Below are 20,921 nucleotides of genomic sequence, written 5' to 3'. Positions count from 1 at the left end.
GATGCTTCTCGGGCGGGGGGCTGATTCCGAGCTCCATTGTGCCATGAGTGGCCCGGAGAGGGTCGGATTCGACCAGTCTTGCCCGGTGAAGGGAGGGGAGCCCCGACGGGACGAGCAGCATGCGCCTCAATCTCAGGACGAAAATGCTCATCTTCACGGCGGTCATCGCCGCGCTGCCGCTGATCGTCGCCGGCCAGTCGGTGATCAGGGTTGCCCGCGACGAGTTGAAGAGCGCCGCCAACGAGCAGCTGGCCGTGACCGTCAACAAGGTCACCGACGAGTTCAACGATTTTCTCGAGTTCACGCTCTTCACGCCGCTCGACCTGATCCGCAACGCGCTGAGCGGCGACAAGCTCGGCTTCGACGAGAAGATCGTCGTGCTGAAGCAGGGCATCGCCGATCTTCCGGACGTCGTGTCACTTCAGGTGAACGTCGAGGGATTGCCGCGACCGATCGTGGTGGTCCAGGAAAGCTTCTTCAAGAAGCTGCAGCAGCATTTCTCCTCGCCGCTCGACGTCCTGCGCGTGGACGCGGACACGCTGCCCGAAGAGACCGCCTCACGCGCCGCAACGCAGGTGGCGTACCTCGCCGAGACGGGGGACTGGCTCGCCACCCTTGCCCTGCCGATCCCGGACGGCATCCAGAACCGCGCCGCGACGCTCTACGCGCGCATCGACCTGGCGCGGTTGAAGAATGTCGTCATCAACGATCCCTTCGCCAAGACCGGGTCGATCCGCGTCGTCGACCGGGAGGGACGCATCGTGTTCGCAAGCACGCAGGGCGACTACGATCACGCGACCGTGCTTGCGAAGGCGCAGGACATGCTCTCGGTGAAGAACGCGACGATCGCAGTCGAACCGTTCGAACTGGACGACGGTACCATCTCGCTCGGCGCAATCGCGGTGGCACGCGCATTCCCATGGGCGATCATGGCCGAGAAGGCGGAAGCGGACGCCTACCGTCCCGTGACCGACATGATCCGCAGCCTGGCGCAGTGGCTGGCGATCGGGCTGGCCGCCGCGCTCGCCGGGGCCACCCTGTTCGCGCTGGGCATTTCGCGGCCGATCCTGCGGATCGGAGAAGCGGCGTCCGAGATCGCCAAGGGCAATCTCGACATCCGCGTGCGGAACGTGCGCTCGCATGACGAGATCGGCGATCTGGCAAACCGCTTCAACGACATGATCGTGCAGCTCAACGAGCGTTTCGAACTGCAGAAATTCGTCTCGCTCGGCACGATGAAGGCGATCCAGGGGAGCGACGAAAGGACCGTGTCCCTCGGCGGGGAGCGCCGGACCGTCGCCATCCTCTTCGCCGACATTCGCGGCTACACGGCCTTCTCGGAGAACCGGGAGCCGGAAGAGGTCGTCACCGTTCTGAACCAGTACTTCCAGAGGCTGTCCGATATCGTGACGGCGCATGGCGGCGACATCGACAAGTTCGTCGGCGACCAGATCATGGCGGTATTCGCGGGCGCCAAGATGTCCAAGCATGCGGTGGAATGCGCCATCGACATGATGAAGGCGATGGACGCAATGGCCGACGACACGGCCGCGGATCTCAAGATCGGGATCGGCATCAATTCCGGAGAAGTGGTCGTGGGCGCCATGGGTAGCAGCCACCGAAAGGACTTCACGGTGCTTGGCGACCACGTGAACCTGGCGGCGCGGCTCTGCTCGGCCGCGGACCCGGCGCAGACGCTCGTCTCGCGCAACGTCCAGGACGCCCTGCCCGATAAACTGAAAAAGGCGGCAAGGGTGCTGCCGCCTATTTCCGTCAAGGGCAAAAAGGCGCCGATCGAAATCTTCGCCTTCAGTGCACCGGTTCTGCAGCCCGTATGATCCGGATCATACGGGAAAGCGGAAGGCTCAGTTGGCCGCCGCCTTGGCCTTGTCCTGCTCTTCCTTGAGCTTCTTGGCGAAGTCTTCGTTGTTCTTGCTGACGAAATCCTGAAGCTTCTTCTGCCGGTCCTCGATGTCGGCCTGCTGAAGCGGCGCGCCATCGAAGGCACCAGTGAAGCCCTGCAGGGAAACCTTGATCGGGTTCGGCTGGTTCTGGAAATTCACGGAGGTGAGCGTGAGTTCGGTGCCCTTCTTGAAGCTGGCGACGAGCGCGTCGGTCAAGGGAACCTCGGCCACGCAACGGTCGGGGAAGCAGACGGCATAATCGACCTTCTGCGCCTTGCCGCCGTCCACCTGCATGCCGATGCCCGGCTGCATCATGCGGCCGGTCGGAACGGTCACCTGAAAGACCTTGCGGTTCACCTTGCCCTTGATCTCGATGAGGCTGACGCCGGTGATGAGCTGACCGGAATCGGCCAGGACGACGTTCTGGACGTTGCAGATGTCGATGTCTTCCTGCTTGGAACAGGCCTTGAACCAGCCGCGCGGCGGCTGCGGGGGCTGCTGCTGGGCGCTCACTGGCACCACGCTGGCGGCCACGAAGCCGGTCCCGGCGGCGGCCAGGACCAGACTGCGCGCGATGTTGTTGGCTTTCACTTGCATGGGTTGCGTTTCCTCTCGAAATCCGAGCCCTTAATGGTTGACCGCTCCATGTTGGCCAAATGAGGCAACAGGATGACTGGCTCCGATCCACGGTCGATGTTCTCGCCTGACGGCGTGTTACACCGCCAACTGCGGCGAATCCAGTGCGCAGACCGGAATTGTGCCGCTTTCGCGAGCCAAAAGGGCGACCTGCAGGCCGGCCATGATAGGCTTGCGCCGAATCATCCGGAAACCGACGTCTTTTTGCAATGAAGAAACTTCTTTTGGCCCTCCACATCGCGCTCGGCGCGATCGTCTTTAACCCGATCGCAGCCGGAGCCGAGCCGAGCCACGCCATCGCCATGCACGGTGAACCGGCGCTCCCGCCGGATTTTGCGCATTTCACCTATGCCGACCCGGAGGCGCCGAAGGGTGGAACGATCAACTACGCCGTCCAGGGCACCTTCGACAGCATCAACCCGTTCATCATTCAGGGGTCCGCGGCACAAGGGATCCTCGACCTGAGGTTCGGCTACAACGTCTATGACAGCATGATGCTGCGCTCCTACGACGAGCCCTTCACGATGTATCCCCTGCTCGCCAAGTCGGTCGAGACGGATGACGAGCGGACCTTCGTGGAATTCACGCTGGACGAGCGTGCCCGATTCTCCGACGGCGAGCCGGTGACGCCCGAGGACGTGCTCTTCACCTTCGAACTGCTGCGCGACAAGGGGCATGTGCGCTATGGCACGACGATCAAGAAGATCGCCAAAATGGAGAAGATCGGCGAGCATGGCGTGCGCCTCACCTTCGCGAAGGACGACCGGGAACTGCCGCTCATCCTGGCGCTGATGCCGATCCTGCCCAAGCACGCGACGAACGCGGAAACTTTCGACAAGTCGACCCTGACACCGATGATCGGCAGCGGCCCCTACACCGTCAGCGAGGTCCGTCCGGGCGAGCGCGTGGTGCTGAAGCGCAACCCCGACTACTGGGCGCGCGGTATTCCTTCCAAGCGCGGCTTCGACAACTACGACGAGATCCGGATTAACTATTTCCGCGACGAGAACGCATTGTTCGAGGCCTTCAAGAAGGGCCTGATCGACGTCCACATCGAGAACAACAGCGGACGCTGGGCTTCGGAGTACGATTTTCCCGCCGTCACCTCCGGCGACGTGGTGAAGGAGACGTTCGACAGCGGGCTGCCGTCCGGCATGTACGGCTTCGTCATGAACACGCGGCGCACCGTGTTCCAGAACCAGGATACCAGACGGGCGCTCACCCAGCTCTTCGACTTCGAATGGGCAAACCAGAACCTGTTTTCGGGCGTCTATACCCGTACCAAGAGCTACTACGACGGCTCGGATCTCGCGTCCTACGGACACCCGGCGAGCGAAGCCGAGAAGGCGCTGCTGGCGCCCTTCCCCGACGCCGTCACGCCCGAGATCATGGCTGGCGAATGGGTGCCGCCGGTGTCGGACGGCACTGGCCGCGACCGAGCATTCCTGAAACAGGGCTTCGAGGCCCTTAAGAAGGCCGGATACGAGATGAAGGACCGCAAGATGATCGGTCCGGACGGCAAGCAGCTTTCATTCGAGATCATGCTGAAGGCCAGGGGCGGCGAGGAACTCGCGCTCGCCTGGCAGCGCACGCTCGCGAGCCTCGGCGTCGCGGTGACGCTGCGGTCCGTCGACGACGCGCAATACCAGCAGCGGCTGATCACTTACGACTACGACATGATCCTGACGGCCTATCCGTCGTCGCTCTCGCCCGGCGTCGAGCAGGTCGGCCGCTGGGGCAGCATCGCCAAGGATGCACCCGGCACATGGAACTTCGCCGGCGTGGCCGATCCGGCCGTTGATTCCGTGATCGACGCGATGCTCAAAGCCCGCGAGCGCGGCGCCTTCGTCGATGCGGTGCGCGCTCTCGACCGTACCCTTCTCTCCGGCGCCTATGTCGTTCCGCTCTATCATCGCGACGACCAATGGCTGGCGCGCTGGAAGCGGATCGCGCATCCTGACAAGGTGCCGCTCTACGGCTATCAATTGCAGACATGGTGGCGCCAGCCGGACTGACGCCACGGACCGCAAGGAGGCGATCATGGACAACCGGACCGGCGTAAGCGTGGACATCATCTCCGACGTCGTCTGCCCCTGGTGTTTCGTCGGGCAGAAGCGCCTCGATCGCGCCCTGGAGATGGTCGACGGCGTCGAGGTCGACGTGCGCTGGCGACCGTACCAGCTCGATCCTTCGATCCCGCCCGAGGGACGCGAGCGCAGGAGCTACATGCTGGCGAAGTTCGGCAGCGAGGAGCGGCTCCGGCAGATGCACACGAGCCTGAAGGAAACCGGAGCGCAGGAAGGTATCGCGTTCGCGCTCGACGCGATCGAGGTCTCGCCGAACACGCTCGACGCCCACCGCGTGTTGCGCTGGGCGGGCTCGGCGGGTCCCGGCGTGCAGGACCGCCTGGCGAAGCGCCTGTTCGAACTCTACTTCCAGGAAGGCCAGAACATCGGCGACGCTTCGGTGCTGATCGAGGCAGCGCGCGAAGCCGGCATGGACACGGCGGTCGTCGAGGCGCTGCTGCCGACCGACGCCGACCGCGATGCGGTCCAAGAGGAGATCGCCACAGCGGCCCGGATGGGCGTGCGCGGCGTGCCCTGCTTCCTCATCGAGGGCAAGTATGCCGTCATGGGCGCGCAGGACCCGGAAGTGCTCGCCGACGCCATCCGGCAGGTGGCCGATCTCAAGGCCCGGGGAGAACTGGAGACGGCGCCCTGACAGCCTCTCCCGCCGACAGCCAAAGGTTCGGGCCTCTTCTCGAACTTCCCGGACGGTCATGAGCGACGATCCCGAAACGGCGCGGCAGATAGCCGAGCTGTCGCTGGACGAGCGGCCGCTGCTGGTGCTCGACGTCGACGACGTCGTGCTCGACTTCATCGGGCCGTTTCCGCGCTTCCTGGCGCGCCACGGCTATGAACTGCGCCTGCGCACGTTCCGCCTCCTCGGCAACATCCACCACGTCGAGACGGGGCTTGCAGCCGAGCAGGCACAGATCGCCGAACTGATCGACGCCTTCTTCGTCGCGCAGGCCGAATGGCAGACCTTGCTGGAAGGCGCGGCCGACGCGATGACGGGCTTCGCGGACCGGGTCGAGATCGTCATGCTGACGGCCATGCCACACCGCCACCGCCAGACGCGGCGGACCTATCTCGACAGCCTGGGATTGCCCTACCCGCTGGTCACCACCGAGATGGCGAAGGGTCCGGCGATCCGCAGCCTGCGCGGCACGAGCGGCCGGCCCGTCGCCTTCGTGGACGACCAGCCGCGCAACCTTCTGTCCGCGCTGGAGACGGTGCCGGAGACGCACGCGTTTCACCTGATGGCGGACAACTCGCTGCGCGAACTTCTGCCCGCACCTCCGGACGGGGTGGTCGTCGTGGAAGACTGGCAGGACGCCGGCCCCCGAATCGCCGCGGCTCTCGGCGTCTGACGATCGAACCCGTTCCTACAGGATCAACCGCATGAGCGGACGGCCCGCTTTGCGGCCGGCCACCTTCTCGAAGCCGGCCTTCTCGAACACGCGCGTCGAGCCGACGAACAGACCGATGGAGCGGGAACTCTTCGACTGGTCCATCGGACAGGCGTCCAGCACGCGTGCGCCATTGTCGCGGGCATAGCGGATGCCTTCGGCGACCAGCCGATGGCTCAACCCCTGGCCGCGCGCCTTCGACCGGATGAAGAAGCACGAGATCGCCCATGCGCCTGGGTCGAATGTTTCGGCGGGATCGATCGGCGCCGAAACCCGGCCGGCATTGTTCCACTCGGGAACGTCGGCGCGTGGTCCGATCTGCATCCAGCCGAGTGCGCGGTCGCCGTCGAAGGCAAGCAGGCCCGGCGGCGGCCCGGCTTCCACCCGGTTCATCAGATGCGCCTTGTTGGATTCGCGATTGTTCTCGCGGCGCTTCGCCGGCGGCAGGCGGAAGTGCGTGCACCAGCAGCCGTAGCAGGCGCCCTGCGGCCCGAACAGCTCTTCGAGCGCCGGCCAAAGCTCGGGCGTCAGCGGCCGCACGACCGTCGCGTGGCTTTCAACAGCGGACATGACGTCTCCTTTCCGGTTGCCTTGCCCCGGCGGTGTGCCTCGACTATCATGCGATTTGTTCTCTTTATGTTCGCAGCCATGGCGCCTGCTGTCAACAATCCTCTTGCCGGTTTCTGCCGCGATTGCCTCGCGCGCCAGGCTGACGCGTTACCGCGCCGCTGCGAGGCGTGCGGGAGCCCGCGGCTCGCGCGCCATCCGGAGCTCTACCGGCTGTCGCTCGCCCATATCGACTGCGATGCCTTCTATGCCGCCGTGGAGAAGAGGGACCGCCCGGAACTGCGCGACAGGCCCGTCATCATCGGCGGCGGAAAGCGCGGCGTTGTCTCGACGGCCTGCTACATAGCCCGGATCAACGGCGTGCGGTCGGCGATGCCGATGTTCAAGGCGCTCGCCGCCTGCCCGGAGGCCGTGGTGATCAAGCCGGACATGGAAAAATACGCCCGGGTCGGGCGGCAGGTACGCGAGATGATGCAGGCGCTGACGCCGCTGGTGCAGCCGATCTCGATCGACGAGGCCTTCCTCGATCTTGCCGGCACCGAGAAGCTGCACGGCATGCCGCCAGCGCTGGTGCTCGCCCGCTTCGCGCGCAACCTCGAGAAGGAGGTCGGGATCTCCGCCTCGGTGGGGCTGTCCTATTGCAAGTTCCTCGCCAAGATCGCCTCCGACACGCAGAAGCCGCGCGGCTTTGCCGTCATCGGCGAAGAGGAGGCCGTCGGCTTCCTCGCCGACAAGCCGGTGACGCTGATCTGGGGAGTCGGCAAGGCCTTCGACGAGGTGCTGGAACGCGACGGCATCCGCACCGTCGGCCAGCTCCAGAAGATGGAGCGCGGCGATCTGATGAAGCGCTACGGCACCATGGGCGACCGGCTCTACCACCTGTCGCGCGGCATGGACGAGCGGCGCGTGCATGCCGACCACGAGGCCAAGAGCGTTTCGGCCGAGACGACATTCGACACTGACCTCGCCTCCCCGGAGGATCTGGTGCCGGTGCTGCGCGCTCTCTCCGAGAAGGTCTCCTCCCGGCTAAAGAAATCGGGGATTGCCGGGCGCACGGTGGTGCTCAAGCTCAAGACCAGCGACTTCCGCATCCGCACGCGCAACCGGCAGCTTGCCGATCCGACGCGGCTGGCGGACCGGATCTTCTCCACCGGTCTCGAACTCCTGCGAAAGGAAACCGACGGAACCCGCTATCGGCTCATCGGAATCGGCGTCAGCGACCTCTCGGACGCGGCCAGGGCCGATCCACCCGACCTCGTCGACCTGAAGGCGCGCAAGCGCGCGCTGGCAGAAGGCGCGATCGACGATCTGCGCGACAAGTTCGGCAGGACAGCCGTCGAGACCGGCTACACCTTCGGCAAGGGCCGCAATGCACGCCCGCAGCGCGACGGCGATTCCTGAGCATTGAGCGCGCGCGGGTAATATTCGCCTCAATTCGGCGTCCATTGCATCTCGCCAATTTTTCTACTGAACTACATGGCCTCTTCGCGCATCTACTCAAATCTTGTAGGTTTTTGGAATCGCTGCTTGAAACGGCATCAACAACCTCCACATACGCGGCATACTCAACCATGGGAGGCACAAGAATGCAGGAGCGAAACCATACACTGATCGGCACGAACGGAGATCGCGAACTCTGGCGCTCGGAAATCCGGCAACCGGATAATCAATGGACGACAATCTACCGCGGTATTGGGTTCGTGTATGTGCAAGGCGTTCGCAAACAAACTCCCGAGGACCATGCTTGGCCTGGCGAGGCCGAAGCTCAGGCTTGGCTTATTCAGGGATAGAATTCACAGGCGCTGGATACCGAGATCGCACGGTCTCTAGAATAGCCGTTGGGATCCCGGCGCCTATCTTACAGGCTCCCGGAGCGCCCGATCCGCGTTGACGGATGTAATAACATCACATATCGAGGCGCGGTCGCCATCCGCTAGGCGCATCCCTGGAACGCCCATGATCGAACCCGCCCTCGCCTTCGCCGACCTGACGCTCGGCTACAACCGACATCCGGCCGTGCATCACCTCGACGGCCACGTCGCGCGCGGTTCGCTGACCGCGATCGTCGGGCCGAATGGTTCGGGCAAGTCGACACTGATGAAGGGGATCGTCGGCGTGCTGCCGCCCATGGCCGGCGCGGTGCGCCTGCCGGACGGCGCCCGCATCGCCTACCTGCCGCAGCAGAGCGAGATCGACCGCTCCTTTCCGGCGCGCGTCATCGATCTGGTACGGCTGGGGCTGTGGCGGCGGCGCGGGCTGCTCGGCCGCTATACCCCCGAGGACCACCAAAGGTGCAGATCGGCGCTGACGGCGGTCGGGCTCACGGGCTTCGAGGAGCGACCGATCGACACCCTGTCGGGCGGACAGCTGCAACGCGCCCTCTTCGCGCGCGTGCTGGTGCAGGACGCCGACATCATCCTGCTCGACGAGCCGTTCAACGCCGTCGATTCCCAGACGGTCGGCGATCTTCTCGCCTTGATCAGGCGCTGGCACGGCGAAGGGCGCACGGTGCTCGTGGTGGTCCACGACCTCGACCTGGTGCGGCGTCATTTTCCCGACACGCTGATCCTTGCCCGCGGGCTCGTTGCCTGGGGCAGGACGCAGGACGTTCTCCTGCCGGAAAACCTCTCGCGCGCCCGCGGTTTCGACGAGGCATGGAGCGAGGACGCGCCCTGGTGCGAGGCGGACGACGAGCATGGTCACGCCGAGGGCGGTTCCATTGTCCTTGATGGCTTGGACAGCCATCATGGTCATGCTCACCATGCGCATGCCGGCGACGCCGCCAGGCGCCGCGGGATCATGTGAGCGGCGGCATGTACCAGGCTCTGGTTTCTCCGTTCCTCGAATTCTCGTTCATGCAGCGCGCTCTGCTCGGGGCGCTGCTCCTGTCCGTCTCCTCCTGCCCGGTCGGCGTCTTCCTGATGCTGCGGCGCATGAGCCTGGCCGGAGACGCCATGGCGCATGCCATCCTGCCGGGTGCGGCGATCGGCTTCCTGCTGTTCGGGCTGGAGATCGTACCGATGACCGTCGGCGGACTGATTGCCGGCGTCGTGGTGGCGCTGGGCGCGGGCGCGGTCTCGCGCTTCACGCTGCAGAAGGAGGACGCCTCCATGGCCGCCTTCTACCTGATCTCGCTGGCGCTCGGCGTGCTGATCGTCTCGATGCGCGGCTCCAGCGTCGACCTGATGCAGGTGCTCTTCGGCACCGTCCTGGCGCTGAACGACGAGGCGCTGACGCTGATCGGGTCGATCTGCGCGATCACGCTGGTCACCCTCTTCGTCGTGTGGCGCGGCCTGATCGCCGAATGCCTGGACCCGCTCTTCCTGCGCTCCGTCAGCCGGATCGGCACGCCAGTCCACTTCGCCTTCCTCGGGCTCGTGGTGCTCAATCTCGTCGGCGGTTTCCAGGCGCTCGGAACGCTGCTTTCGGTCGGTCTGATGATGCTACCGGCCGCGGCCGCGCGCTTCTGGTCGATCCGGGTCGGACCGATGTGCCTGCTCGCGGTCGCAATCGGCATGATCGCCAGCGTCGCCGGGCTCCTGCTGTCCTACCATTTCGCGCTGCCGTCGGGTCCGGCGATCATCCTGTCGGCGGGCGCGATCTATCTCGCATCGATCCTGTTCGGCAGCCGCGGCGTGCTGGCCGAGCGCGTGCGGCACCGCCACCGGACCGCATGAGCTCACTCGTGCCGGAGCGCGTCGATCGGGTCGAGCCGGGCCCCGCGCAGCGCCGGGAAGAAGCCGAAGACCATGCCGATGAGCGCCGAGAAGCCGAAGGCGAGCAGTACGATCAGCCATGACGGGCTGAACGGCAGGCCGAGCAGGGACGAGACCGCCCCCGCAATACCGAGGCCGAGCGCAATCCCCGACAAGCCGCCGATCGCCGAAAGCACGGTCGCCTCGACCAGGAACTGCAGCAATATGTGCTTCTCGTGCGCGCCGATCGCCAGCCGGATGCCGATCTCGCGCGTGCGTTCGGTCACCGAGACCAGCATGATGTTCATGATGCCGATGCCGCCGACGAGCAGGCTGACGCCCGCGACAGCCCCGAGCATCCCGGTCATCGTCGTCGTCGTGCTGGCCATCGCGTCGGCGATCTGGGTCATGTCGCGCACAGAAAAATCGTCGTCCGCGTCGGGCGCGATGCGCCGGCTCTCGCGCAGCAGATCTTCCATGTTCGCCTGGATGGTCGACGTCGGAATATCGTCGCGCCCGGCGACGTAGATCGTCTCGATTTCGCGGTTGCCGGCGATCCGCCGCTGGAAGGCAGCGAGCGGCATCATGACCAGATTGTCCTGGTCCTGCCCGAAACCGGAGAAGCCCTTGGATTCCAGGAGACCGATGACCTTGCAACTCATCTGCTTGACGCGGATCGTCGTGCCGGTCGGATCGCCCGTACCGAAGAACTGGTCGCTGACGGTCTTGCCGATCACGCAAACGCTCGCGCCCGAACGGACCTCCGATTCGTTGAAAGGGCGCCCGTAGATCAACGACCAGTCGCGCGCCTCGAAATAATGCGTGTCCGTGCCGGTGATCGCGGTCGTGATGCTCTCCGCACCGAACACCACGCGGGCCATCGACTGCGACGCCGCCGAGATCGCCTTCGCGCCGTCGAGCTTGGTGGCGAGGATCGCATAGTCCCTTTCCGCCAGCGGACGCGCGGTGACGCGAGGCCCGCCCGGTCCGCCGCCGCTGCCCGAGCGCACCACGAGGAGGTTCGAGCCGAGCTTTGAGATGTCGGCCTTGACCTTTTCTGTCGTGCCCGAGCCGATCGTGATCATGGCAATGACGGCCGCCACGCCGATGACGATGCCGAGCAGCGTCAGGAACGACCGCAGGGCGTTTCGGCGGACGGAGATCAGGGCGAGGCGGATGGTCTCCCACACCATCAGGCCAGCTCCTCGACCCGGCTGTCGGCCGCGATCCTGCCGTCGACGAACTTCACGACGCGCTCGGCGTAGGTCGCGATGTCGGACTCGTGCGTGACCATGGCGATGGTCAGATTCTTCTCGCGGTTCAGTTCGGTGAGAAGCTCCATGATCTCGTGGCTGCGCGCGGTGTCGAGATTTCCGGTCGGCTCGTCCGCCACGAGCAGGGTCGGTTCCGAGACGATCGCCCGCGCGATCGCCACGCGCTGCTGCTGACCGCCGGAGAGTTCTGCCGGTGTATGGTTTTCGCGTCCTTCGAGGCCGACCCTGCCGAGCGCGGCAAGCGCCCTGCCCCGCCTTTCGCGCGGCGGCACGCCGCGATAGACGAGCGGCAACTCGACGTTCTCGACAGCCGTGGTTCGCGGCAGAAGGTTGTAGCCCTGGAAGACGAAACCGATGTAGAGATTGCGCAGCATGGCGCGGCGGCTGCGGTCCAGCCGGCCGGCATCCACGCCATCGAAGGCGTAGGTGCCGCGCGTCGGCGTGTCGAGGCAGCCAATGATGTTCATCGCTGTCGACTTTCCCGATCCCGAAGGCCCCATGATGGCGACGAAATCGCCCCGCTCGATGGCGAGGTTCACGCCGGCGAGCGCATGGACCTGCGCCTCGCCGTGGCCATAGGTCTTCCAGACGTCGGTAAATGTCAGGAGCGGCTTCGGCATCAGCGTCGGTCCCGGCCGCCAGGCTGGCCGATGCCGGTGACCACCAGGTCACCCTCCTCGAGGCCCGAGACGATCTCCGTGTTCTCGCCGTCCGTCGAGCCGGTGCGAACCCGCGTCGCCGTCGGCTGGCCGTCGCGCAGAACGTAAAGCGTGCGTGAACCGTCGGTCGAGACGGTGGGCTCCCGCCTTTCGAAGATACGGCCCATGCGGCGCCCGCCGAATAGATCCTGCAGGCCGAAGCCGCCGGAATTGCGCTCGGTCGCCGGCGGACGGAAACGGAAGGCGGCGCTCGGCACCAGCACGACGTCGTTGGCCTCGCGTGTCACGACCGAGACGGTCGCCGTCATGCCCGGCCGCAGCGCCAGATCGGAGTTGTCGACCGCCAGCCTGGCGTCATAGGTCACGACGCCCTCGGTGGTGACCGAAGCGAAGGAAATATCGGAGATCGTCGCGTCGAAGCGGCGGTTCGGAAAGGCATCGACGGTGAAACGGGCGTCCTGGCCCTTGGCCACGGCGCCGATGTCGGCCTCGTCGATCGCCGCCTCCACGATCATAGTCTCGAGGTTCTCCGCGATCACGAACAGCACCGGCGCCGACAGCGACGACGCCACGGTCTGGCCGGGATCGACGTCGCGGGTCAGGACGATGCCGTCGATGGGTGCGTAGATGGTGCTCTTGGCGAGGTCGGCCCGCTGCAGCTTCAGATCCGCCCTCGCGATCGCCCGGTTGGCTTCGGCCGTCGCCACGCCGCTCTCGGCACGATCGCGGGAGGCGACCGCGCCTTCCAGCGCCTGTTCGGTCACCATGCCGCGTCCGGAAAGGCTCTGCGTGCGCGCCAGCGTCTGTTCCGTCTCCTTCAGCGTGGTCTGCGCTTCCTTGACCTTCGCCTCGGCTGCCTGCAGCGAGGCCTCGGCGCGCTCGACCTGGGCGGCCAGCCGGGTCGTGTCGAGTTCGGCAAGCACGTCGCCCTTGGCGACGGTCTGGTTCTCCTGGACGGGAACGGCGCGCACGACGCCGGAGAGTTCGCTCGAAACGTCGACCTGGGTGAGCGGCTGCAAAGTTCCGGTCGCCGTGATCTCGACGGTCAGGTCGCCGCGCTCGGCGGGCACCGTCTGGTAAGCCACCACGTCCCCCGTTCCGCCCGCCGTCGACCACCAGGCGTAAGTCCCCCCCGCCGCCACGAGAAGGAAAAGGACGAGCCATATCCAGCGCCGCCCGCGGCGGCGGGAGCCGCCGTCCAGGCCGAGCGCATTCTCGATCGATTGTCCCTGGGTTTCGGCCTGCTTCGGCCGCTCGACGATCTGGTCCATGCCGAACCCTCTCCGCTTTCCAGAGCCGATCACATCGCGGCGGTCGCGAACGGACATTCTGGCATGTCACCTCCGGCCACAGATTGGGCCAGTGCGCGGATATTACAAATTAATTTTTGCTCATCTTTGCGCTATGTCAGCCGGGCGACAACAAAGGAGATCGGCGGATGACGCGACGGCGGTACGAGATCTACGACGTCTTCACGGATCGCACCCTGGCTGGCAATCCGCTTGCGATCGTCCATGACGTCGAGGGCCTTTCCGGAGAGGCAATGCAGGCGATCGCGGCCGAATTCAACCTGTCGGAGACCGTCTTCGTCGGACGGCCCGCCAACGGCATCCACACCGCCGCGATCCGCATCTTCACGCCGCGCTCGGAACTGCCCTTCGCCGGTCATCCCACGGTCGGCACCGCCATCGCCCTCATCGAGCGCGACGGGATGCAGGAGAGAACGGGCGGGGCGGCAATCCTCGTCCTGGAGGAAAAAGTCGGCCCGGTGCGCTGTGCCGTCACCCGGTCCGGAGGAGGCGCGGCATTCGCGGAATTCGACCTGCCGCGACTGCCGGAGCCGGTGTCGCTGTCGGCCGAGCCCGAACTGATCGCCGCCGCGCTGGGACTTTCTCCAAGCGACATCGGCTTCGAGAATCACCGGCCGGCCACATGGACGGCAGGCGTTCCGTTCGTGACTGTTCCCGTCAGCGGGCTCGATGCCGCCGCCCGCGCAGGACTCGACGCCTCCGCCTGGCTCGACATCGCCCCGCGCGTCGGGTCGACGGTGTCCTATGTCTATCTCTACTGCCGAGAGACGGTCGACCACGCGTGCGGTTTCCATGCCCGGATGTTCGCCCCGCATGACGGTATCCCCGAAGATCCGGCGACCGGAGCCGCGGCGGCGGCCTTTGCGGGCCAGATCATGCGTTACGACGAGCCGGTGGACGGTGCCTACCGGGTCTGGATCGAACAAGGGGTCGAAATGGCACGGCCGTCTGCGATCCGGCTCGAGATCGACGTCGAACATCGCCGCATCGGCGCCGCCCGGATCGGAGGACACGCGGTCCAAGTTGCCGAGGGCACCCTGTCCGTCTGATCGCGCCGGCCGGCAAAAAGAGTCGGCCCGGAAAGGGTTGCATAGGTGCGGGCGAGCCGCTATGTAGCCGCCACGTCGGCGTCGGAACGCGACACCGGCGCCGTGGGTGATTAGCTCAGTTGGTAGAGCAGCTGACTCTTAATCAGCGGGTCGTAGGTTCGATCCCTACATCACCCACCAATTTTCTAAAGCGCTGTGTGAATGGGCCTAAAGCGCTGTGTGAATGGGCCTTAGGGCCTTTCACGTGTTTGATCAGAATGCCTTTAGCCACCAAGGTGATCCGCGATGTTCGCGCAGAACCTGAGCCTTGCCGTGGGTGACGCGGCACGCTCCCTCTACAACTCTCCCGCGTCAGTCCGCTGACCCAGCTTCAACCCAGCCATACGAAAGGCACGAAGGGAAGGCCGAGCGCCTTGATGAAGACCAGGTAGCTGAATAGCGCCAGCAAGGCGGCTGTCGCAAGCAACGGTATCGGACGGAACCTCGCCTCTGCCAGGCCAGCGACCAGCACGAGGGAAAACGTGGCTGGCACCAGGCCGGCGCTGCGAATGAGAAGTGCAAACGCAAAAAGGCTTCCGAATATTGCGACCAAGGGTTTCAGCGGCGCTGAACGTTCGCCTTCCGGCGAACTCCTCTCGGTTGCGATGAAAATGCCGAAGCCGATCATCACCAGGCCAAGAAACAGCGGCAGGATGCCCGGTCCCACGGTCATGAGGTTGCCGAACTCGAATTGGCTGCCCTCGACGGCGGCAAAGAGTCCGATGGCTCCGAGACAGGCGCCCGCCGCCAGGCTCTGACTTCGCTGCTTCGTCATGCTCCTGCTCCAAGACGCCGCTCGCGCATCCGCTGCCGCGGCGCAGCCGTCAGGCTCCAGATCGTCAGGAAGATGGCCATGCAGAGAAAGGCGCCGCTGATCGGCTGCGTGAGGAAGACGGACAGATCGCCTCGAGCGATCAGCAAGGCGCGGCGCAGATGCTCCTCGATGAGCGGGCCGAGGATGAATCCGAGCAGAACCGGTGCCGCCGGCAGGCGCAGGCGCGTCATGGCCACTCCGACTGCACCGAAGATGATGACGAGGAACACGTCGAAGGAAAGATTTCGGATGCTGAATGCGCCGATGCACATGAAAAAGAGGATCGACGGCGCCAGCACGTGGTAGGGGATCGACAGCATCCGGACCCAGATGCCGATGAGCGGAATGTTGAGGATCAGGAGCAGCACGTTCCCGATCCAGAAGCTCGCGATCAGGCCCCAAAAGAGCTCGGGATTGGACGTGATCACGCCTGGCCCGGGGATGATGCCGTGGATCATCAGCGCGGCAAGCATGAGAGCCATGACCCCGTCGCCCGGAATGCCGAGCGTCATGGTCGGGATGAACGCAGCCTGCGCAGCAGCGTTGTTGGACGCTTCTGGTGCGACAACCCCTTCGATCGCGCCCCTGCCGAAACGCGACGGATCCTTCGAGACCCGCTTCTCGAGCGCATAGGCGATGAAGGAGGCGATTGCGGAGCCGGTGCCGGGAAGGATACCGAAACCCACCCCCACGGCAGTGCCTCTGAGCGCGGGACCCACGGACGACCTCATCTCGGATCGGCTGGGCATCATCGAACGCCACGAAATCGTGCGCGCTGTCGCGCTTTCGCGCGGACGTGCATAGTTCGCGACGACCTCGGCGACGCCGAACAGTCCCATCGCGATCGGCACCAGGCTGATGCCGTCGAAAAGCGGCTGGAGGCCGAAGACGAACCGCCGCTCGCCGGACATGACGTCGGTTCCAACCATGCCCAGCAACAGCCCGAACACCACCATTGCCAGTCCCCGCAAGGGCGACTCCGCTGATATGGTGGACGCCGCGACCAGCCCGAGAACCATCATCGAGAAGTACTCGGGAGAGCCGAAGCCCAGCGCCACACGGGCGAGAACCGGAGCGCAGATGGTCATCACGATGATGGCGATGGTCGCTCCGAAGAAGGACGCTATCGTGGTGATGAACAGGGCGAGCCCCGCGCGGCCCTGCTGCGCCATGGGATAGCCGTCGAGACAGGTGACAACCGATGTCGACGTACCGGGCAGGTTCAGCAGGATCGACGCCGTCGAACCGCCGTACTGCGTTCCGTAGTAGATGCCGGCAAGCATCACCAGGGCGTCGGTCGGCTGGAGATAGAAGGTCAGCGGAAGCAGGATGGAGATCGCCGCCATCGGGCCCATGCCGGGAAGGACACCGATGAAGGTACCGAGCAGGACGCCGGCCGCGCAGGCCAGTAGTGTCGTTAGCCCCAGGGCCGTCTGGAAGCCGAGCACAATGTTTGCCATGCTGTCCATCGGCCCGGCTCAACCGCGCAGCGAGAGAAGCTGTTTGCGATAGCCATGCGGGTTCACCACGATGTCGACCACCGCGGGCCTGTCGCTGGCGAACGCCGCCTCGAAGGCACCGTCCAGTTCGTCGGGCACCTCGACGCGGAACCCGGCACAACCGTAACCCTCGGCGACCTTCGCGAAGTTCGAGGGGGAAAAGTCCACGCCGTTGCTGGCGAATTGCCGACGCTCCTGCTTTGCGCTGATCAGCGTCAGGGAGGAGTCGTTGAAAACGACGGTCACGGGACGGCAACCATGCTGCGCCGCCGTCGCGAGCTCTCCGGCACACATCATGAGGCCGCCGTCGCCGGTGAAGGCGATGGCGCGACGGGAAGGATCGACGAGGCAGGAACCCAGCGCTGCGGGCAGAGCGAAGCCCATCGTCGCCAGACCGCGCGACAGCAACGTCTGTCGGGGTTCGTCGCAGACCCAGTGATGCAGGACCGGAAGCATGTGTGCTCCGGCGTCCAGCGCGATCCTTGCGTCGGACGGTGCGGCACGCCGGGCGGCGTCGACCACCATCTGCGGCGATATCGGTCCCTCCCCCGAAGAATCACCCGCCGCATGGAGTTGCCTCTTGGTGGCCGCCAATGCGTCCGGATCCCAGTCGGCCGAAACGATTGCATCGGAAAGTTCATCGAGGCTGGCAGCGATGTCGCCGATCAGGCTGACCTCCGGCTCCACGACCCGCCGATCAACCACATAGCGCGCGACCTCGATCACGGGCACGTTGTAGCGCCACCGCGAGGGGGGAAACTCCACGGCGTCGAAGCCGATCATGACCATGAGGTCGGCCTCTCGCAAGGCCGCCTCCTCAGCCACGCCGCCGATATAGTGGCCCATGGTCAGCGGGTGGCTGTCCGCCATCACGCCCTTGGCGCGATAGGTGGTATAGACGGGCACGTTCCAGGCTTCGGCCAGCGAACGCACCGCGCGCGTCGAGGCGTCGTCGCAGGACTGGGAGCCGACGATGATCACCGGGCGCCGGGCGTCGGCCAGCCGTTTGCACGCGGCATCGATGGCGGCACCCTCCGGACGAGTCGGGGCCCGCGGGGTCGAAGCCGAAACATCGCTCACCGGAGCGGTCATGCCTTTGTTCGTCACTTCCAGATAGATCGGGCCGTTCGGCTGTCCGAAGGCCTGGTCGAGAAGTACCGGCAGGTCCGGCTGGAATCCGGCGCCGTCGAGCCGACCGGCGCCCCGCAGGAGCGGCTGAAGGATCGCCGTCTGGTCGATGCGCTGGTGCGAGGAAAAATCCATGTCGGGGTCGAAGTGATCGGCGATCAGCAACAGAGCCGCGCGATCAAGGTGGGCGTAGGCCATCCCATTGACAGCGCTGGTGAGACCCGGCCCGCGCGTCGTCATGATCACGCCCAGGCCTCCGGTGATCTCTGCCGTGACCGCGGCGGAAATACCCCCCGCGTTCTCGGTCCGGCACAGGACATACCGGATCCCCGCCTTCTCGGCGGCGTCGATGATGTCGAGCGCGCAATCGCCTCCGGGGATGCCGAAGATATGTCGAACGCCGCGGTCTTTGAGGCCGCTGATGAGTGCACCCAGCCCTTGCTCGGTCATGAAACCTGCTCGAATTTTGAGAGATGAAGGGGGGCCGACCCGCAACCGGCTTGCCGGCGGCGGGTCGGCGCTATCCGTTCCCGGCCTACTTCGCTTCGACGCCTGCGGCTGCGATGATTGCCTTCCAGCGTGTCGTCTCTTCGACGATGAACGCTTTCGCGTCCTCCCGGCTGCCGCCCATCGGGATCGCATGGAGGTTCTTCATCTTCCCCGCGATGTCGTCGCGCGCCATGATCTCGTTCGTGGCGGCGTTTAGCTTGCTTGCGATGCCGTCTGGCGTCCCGGCGGGTCCTGCCAGGGCGTACCAGACGATCGCCTGGAAGCCTTCGAGCTTTCCGGCCTCCTCGATGGTCGGAACGTCCGGAAAATCTTCCAGCCGCTCTCGCGTACCCACACCCAGCATCTTGACCGAACCGTCCTCGAACGAGGCCATGTAGCCGGGAATGTTGTCGACGACCACTTGCACACGCCCGGCGGACAGGTCGACCCGCGTCGGCGCGGCACCCTGATAAGGTACGTGCACGATATCAAGCCCGGCCATCGATTTCAGGAGTTCCAGCGAGAGGTGTCCGGATGACCCGACGCCTGACGATGCGCCGCTCAGCTCCCCTGGATGGGCTTTTGCGTATTCGATGAACTCGGCGACCGTATTCGCCGGCACGTCCTTGTGAACGATAAGCGCGTTGGGGAACTTGGCCACGGTGACGATCACGTCCAGATCCTCAGGCGAAAAGGCCATGTTCTTGTAGAGGAAGTGATTGGTCACGAAGGCGCCGGGATTGGTCATGAGCAGCGTGTACCCGTCGGGCTCGGCATTCGCGACCGCTTCTGCACCGATGTTGCCCGACGCCCCGGGCTGGTTCTCGACGACGAACTGTTGGCCGAAGGCGTCGGAATAGGCCTGTGCCAGGATCCGCGCTACCGTGTCGGTGATACCTCCCGGCGACCATGGCACGATGATTTTCACCGGCTTTTCGGGCCATTCGGCATACGCCTGGCCGACGACGCCCAATGCGACGGGGACTGCCAGTGCGAAAGCCATGGTGGCCGAGGCGAACCAGGACATAATCTTCTTTTTCATGTGTATCCTCCCACTGTCGGCAGGTTGACCTGCCGGACTTCAAAGCAGCATTTCCGACCCGCCGGAACTGGCCGGGAGCTGTCTGCCGAGCGCTTCAGTGTGTACGTCAGTCTCCTCCCAAGAAAACTGAAGGCGTTGCTGGAAACGTGCACTTCGGCACTGCAAAGCCTAGTCCCGCGCAGCGGCGTAGGGAATGAACATGCCCAGAATCATCTGGAATGCTGCTATGGCTCATAAGCACTTCCATTCGATATCCGGCCGCCTACGTTTCCGCGCAGTTCGGCTGGAATGCTCGTCCCGGGAGGAACCAACGATGAGTCTAAAGCTTCGCCCACTGTGTGAAAGCTTCGGCGCGGAAGTGCTTGATATCGATCTCTCCAAGCCTCTCGACGACGCGACCTTCTCCGCGATCGAAAAGGCTTTCGACGCGACGTCCTTGCTGCTCTTTCGAGGGCAGACGCTGTCGGAAGACGACCACGTCGCGCTGAGCCGCCGCTTCGGACAGTTGCAGGCGCATGTGCTGAAACCCTACCTTTCCAACACGCACCCGGATCTGCTGGTCCTGTCGAACATCAAGGACAAGGGCCAGGCGGCCGGAATCGGCGACGCGGGCCAGATCTGGCACTCCGACACCTCATATACCGAAACGCCCTGCCGTTGTTCGCTGCTGCTCGGCCGCGAAATACCGGAACCAGACGGTGACCGGACGTTTGGCGACACGATCTTCCGGAGCGCATGCGCCGCCTTCGATGCCCTCCCGGCCGACCGCCAAGCGCAGCTCGAACGACTGACGGCGCCCCATTCCTATATTCACTACTACAAGCGCAAGCAGGCCGAGGGCTCCGCCAGGCCCGATCTCACCTCGGAACAGGTGAAGGAGGTCCCACCCGTCGACCACCCGGTCGTGATGAAGCACCCGATCACCGGTCGCAAGGCGATCTATGTCAATCCGGGCTACACGATGAAGATCAACGAACTGCCGGAAGGCGAAAGCCAGGCGCTGCTCAACGAACTCTTCGAATACCTGAACGAGCCAAGATTCGTCTACCGGCACAAGTGGCGCCCGGGTGACCTCATCATCTGGGACAATTACGCGACGCAGCACCTCGCCGTCGGTGACTATGCACTTCCTCAGCGCCGGCTCATGCACCGGACCACCGTGCTGCTTGGCGAAGATGCCAAGCGCCGCTTGACGGAATCTCGTCAACGCCAGGCCGCCTGAACAGCCGCACATTCACCTGGACGCAAGGAAGCCACGGTCCGGTAGCAGGCGGGCGAGCCGGCGCGATCGAAGCAGGACATTTGCCCTGCTCCAACCGGCGAAGGTGTCTGCCGCTCGCGCTC

18 protein-coding genes and 1 tRNA gene are annotated in these 20,921 nt (G+C 65.0%); 10 read left to right on the top strand and 9 right to left on the bottom strand.

Features of this window, described 5'->3' with window-relative positions; all coding sequences use genetic code 11:
* The first annotated feature begins 119 nt into the window (after positions 1-119).
* On the top strand, positions 120-1,838 hold the full coding sequence (locus ABGN05_RS12970) for an adenylate/guanylate cyclase domain-containing protein (protein ID WP_367954472.1): 1,719 nt from the start codon (positions 120-122) through the stop codon (positions 1,836-1,838).
* 27 nt (positions 1,839-1,865) lie between these two features.
* Here ABGN05_RS12970 and ABGN05_RS12965 read toward each other — a convergent pair whose 3' ends face one another.
* Positions 1,866-2,501: an invasion associated locus B family protein gene (locus ABGN05_RS12965; protein ID WP_367954471.1), complete on the bottom strand. Its 636-nt coding sequence runs from the start codon at positions 2,499-2,501 to the stop codon at positions 1,866-1,868.
* A 248-nt stretch (positions 2,502-2,749) separates the two neighbouring features.
* Here ABGN05_RS12965 and ABGN05_RS12960 point away from each other — a divergent pair, with 248 nt between their 5' ends.
* From ABGN05_RS12960 to ABGN05_RS12950, 3 genes are read left to right on the top strand one after another with little or no spacing between them, the layout of a single operon-like run.
* Positions 2,750-4,555 (top strand): extracellular solute-binding protein, encoded by a 1,806-nt coding sequence (locus ABGN05_RS12960; RefSeq protein WP_367954470.1) that lies wholly within the window; start codon positions 2,750-2,752, stop codon positions 4,553-4,555.
* A 25-nt stretch (positions 4,556-4,580) separates the two neighbouring features.
* Positions 4,581-5,261, top strand: a complete 681-nt coding sequence (locus tag ABGN05_RS12955; protein ID WP_367954469.1) for a DsbA family oxidoreductase — start codon at positions 4,581-4,583, stop codon at positions 5,259-5,261.
* Between the two features lie 58 nt (positions 5,262-5,319).
* The gene (locus tag ABGN05_RS12950) at positions 5,320-5,973 is read left to right on the top strand and encodes a hypothetical protein (protein ID WP_367954468.1); all 654 of its coding nucleotides are present in this window, start codon (positions 5,320-5,322) and stop codon (positions 5,971-5,973) included.
* A gap of 15 nt (positions 5,974-5,988) precedes the next feature.
* Here the strand turns inward: ABGN05_RS12950 and ABGN05_RS12945 are convergent, their stop codons facing one another.
* Complete coding sequence (locus ABGN05_RS12945) at positions 5,989-6,582, bottom strand: GNAT family N-acetyltransferase (protein ID WP_367954467.1); 594 nt, start codon at positions 6,580-6,582, stop codon at positions 5,989-5,991.
* A gap of 66 nt (positions 6,583-6,648) precedes the next feature.
* Between ABGN05_RS12945 and ABGN05_RS12940 the strand changes: the two genes are divergently transcribed.
* From ABGN05_RS12940 to aztB, 3 genes are all read left to right on the top strand, one after another.
* Positions 6,649-7,980, top strand: coding sequence for a DNA polymerase IV (locus ABGN05_RS12940; RefSeq protein ID WP_367954466.1), 1,332 nt, complete (start codon positions 6,649-6,651; stop codon positions 7,978-7,980).
* A gap of 555 nt (positions 7,981-8,535) precedes the next feature.
* On the top strand, positions 8,536-9,384 hold the full coding sequence (gene aztA / locus ABGN05_RS12935; protein WP_367954465.1) for a zinc ABC transporter ATP-binding protein AztA: 849 nt from the start codon (positions 8,536-8,538) through the stop codon (positions 9,382-9,384).
* An 8-nt stretch (positions 9,385-9,392) separates the two neighbouring features.
* Entirely contained in the window at positions 9,393-10,256 is an 864-nt protein-coding gene (gene aztB / locus ABGN05_RS12930; protein WP_367954464.1) for a zinc ABC transporter permease AztB, read from the top strand.
* Between the two features lie 2 nt (positions 10,257-10,258).
* On the opposite strand, the gene ABGN05_RS12925 is transcribed toward aztB, so the two are convergent.
* Genes ABGN05_RS12925 through ABGN05_RS12915 form a run of 3 tightly spaced genes read right to left on the bottom strand, consistent with a single transcriptional unit; the run spans position 10,259 to position 13,478 of the window.
* On the bottom strand, positions 10,259-11,467 hold the full coding sequence (locus ABGN05_RS12925; protein WP_367954463.1) for an ABC transporter permease: 1,209 nt from the start codon (positions 11,465-11,467) through the stop codon (positions 10,259-10,261).
* Positions 11,467-12,168, bottom strand: a complete 702-nt coding sequence (locus ABGN05_RS12920) for an ABC transporter ATP-binding protein (protein ID WP_367954462.1) — start codon at positions 12,166-12,168, stop codon at positions 11,467-11,469. Before ABGN05_RS12920 ends, ABGN05_RS12925 begins: the two co-directional genes overlap by 1 nt.
* A complete protein-coding gene (locus ABGN05_RS12915; protein WP_367954461.1) occupies positions 12,168-13,478 on the bottom strand; it encodes an efflux RND transporter periplasmic adaptor subunit in 1,311 nt (436 codons plus the stop codon). The genes ABGN05_RS12920 and ABGN05_RS12915 overlap by 1 nt, the downstream gene beginning before the upstream one ends.
* Positions 13,479-13,645: 167 nt before the next feature.
* Between ABGN05_RS12915 and ABGN05_RS12910 the strand changes: the two genes are divergently transcribed.
* Both ABGN05_RS12910 and ABGN05_RS12905 read left to right on the top strand, forming a co-directional pair.
* Positions 13,646-14,566 (top strand): PhzF family phenazine biosynthesis protein, encoded by a 921-nt coding sequence (locus tag ABGN05_RS12910; protein ID WP_367954460.1) that lies wholly within the window; start codon positions 13,646-13,648, stop codon positions 14,564-14,566.
* A 104-nt stretch (positions 14,567-14,670) separates the two neighbouring features.
* Positions 14,671-14,746: transfer RNA gene (locus ABGN05_RS12905), tRNA-Lys, on the top strand.
* 190 nt (positions 14,747-14,936) lie between these two features.
* On the opposite strand, the gene ABGN05_RS12900 is transcribed toward ABGN05_RS12905, so the two are convergent.
* From ABGN05_RS12900 to ABGN05_RS12885, 4 genes are all read right to left on the bottom strand, one after another.
* The gene (locus ABGN05_RS12900) at positions 14,937-15,380 is read right to left on the bottom strand and encodes a tripartite tricarboxylate transporter TctB family protein (protein ID WP_367954459.1); all 444 of its coding nucleotides are present in this window, start codon (positions 15,378-15,380) and stop codon (positions 14,937-14,939) included.
* A complete protein-coding gene (locus ABGN05_RS12895) occupies positions 15,377-16,879 on the bottom strand; it encodes a tripartite tricarboxylate transporter permease (RefSeq protein WP_367954458.1) in 1,503 nt (500 codons plus the stop codon). Before ABGN05_RS12895 ends, ABGN05_RS12900 begins: the two co-directional genes overlap by 4 nt.
* 18 nt (positions 16,880-16,897) lie before the next feature.
* Positions 16,898-18,496 (bottom strand): thiamine pyrophosphate-binding protein, encoded by a 1,599-nt coding sequence (locus ABGN05_RS12890; RefSeq protein WP_367954457.1) that lies wholly within the window; start codon positions 18,494-18,496, stop codon positions 16,898-16,900.
* 85 nt (positions 18,497-18,581) lie between these two features.
* Positions 18,582-19,577, bottom strand: a complete 996-nt coding sequence (locus tag ABGN05_RS12885) for a Bug family tripartite tricarboxylate transporter substrate binding protein (protein ID WP_367954456.1) — start codon at positions 19,575-19,577, stop codon at positions 18,582-18,584.
* Positions 19,578-19,890: 313 nt separating this feature from the next.
* Here ABGN05_RS12885 and ABGN05_RS12880 point away from each other — a divergent pair, with 313 nt between their 5' ends.
* Positions 19,891-20,799, top strand: coding sequence for a TauD/TfdA dioxygenase family protein (locus ABGN05_RS12880; protein ID WP_367954455.1), 909 nt, complete (start codon positions 19,891-19,893; stop codon positions 20,797-20,799).
* Positions 20,800-20,921 lie beyond the last annotated feature (122 nt).

Origin of the sequence: Aquibium pacificum, from assembly GCF_040839445.1 — a bacterium.
Lineage (GTDB): Bacteria > Pseudomonadota > Alphaproteobacteria > Rhizobiales > Rhizobiaceae > Aquibium > Aquibium pacificus.
The sequence above is the reverse complement of the archived record's forward strand: the minus strand, read 5'-3'. Positions and strand labels throughout refer to the sequence as shown.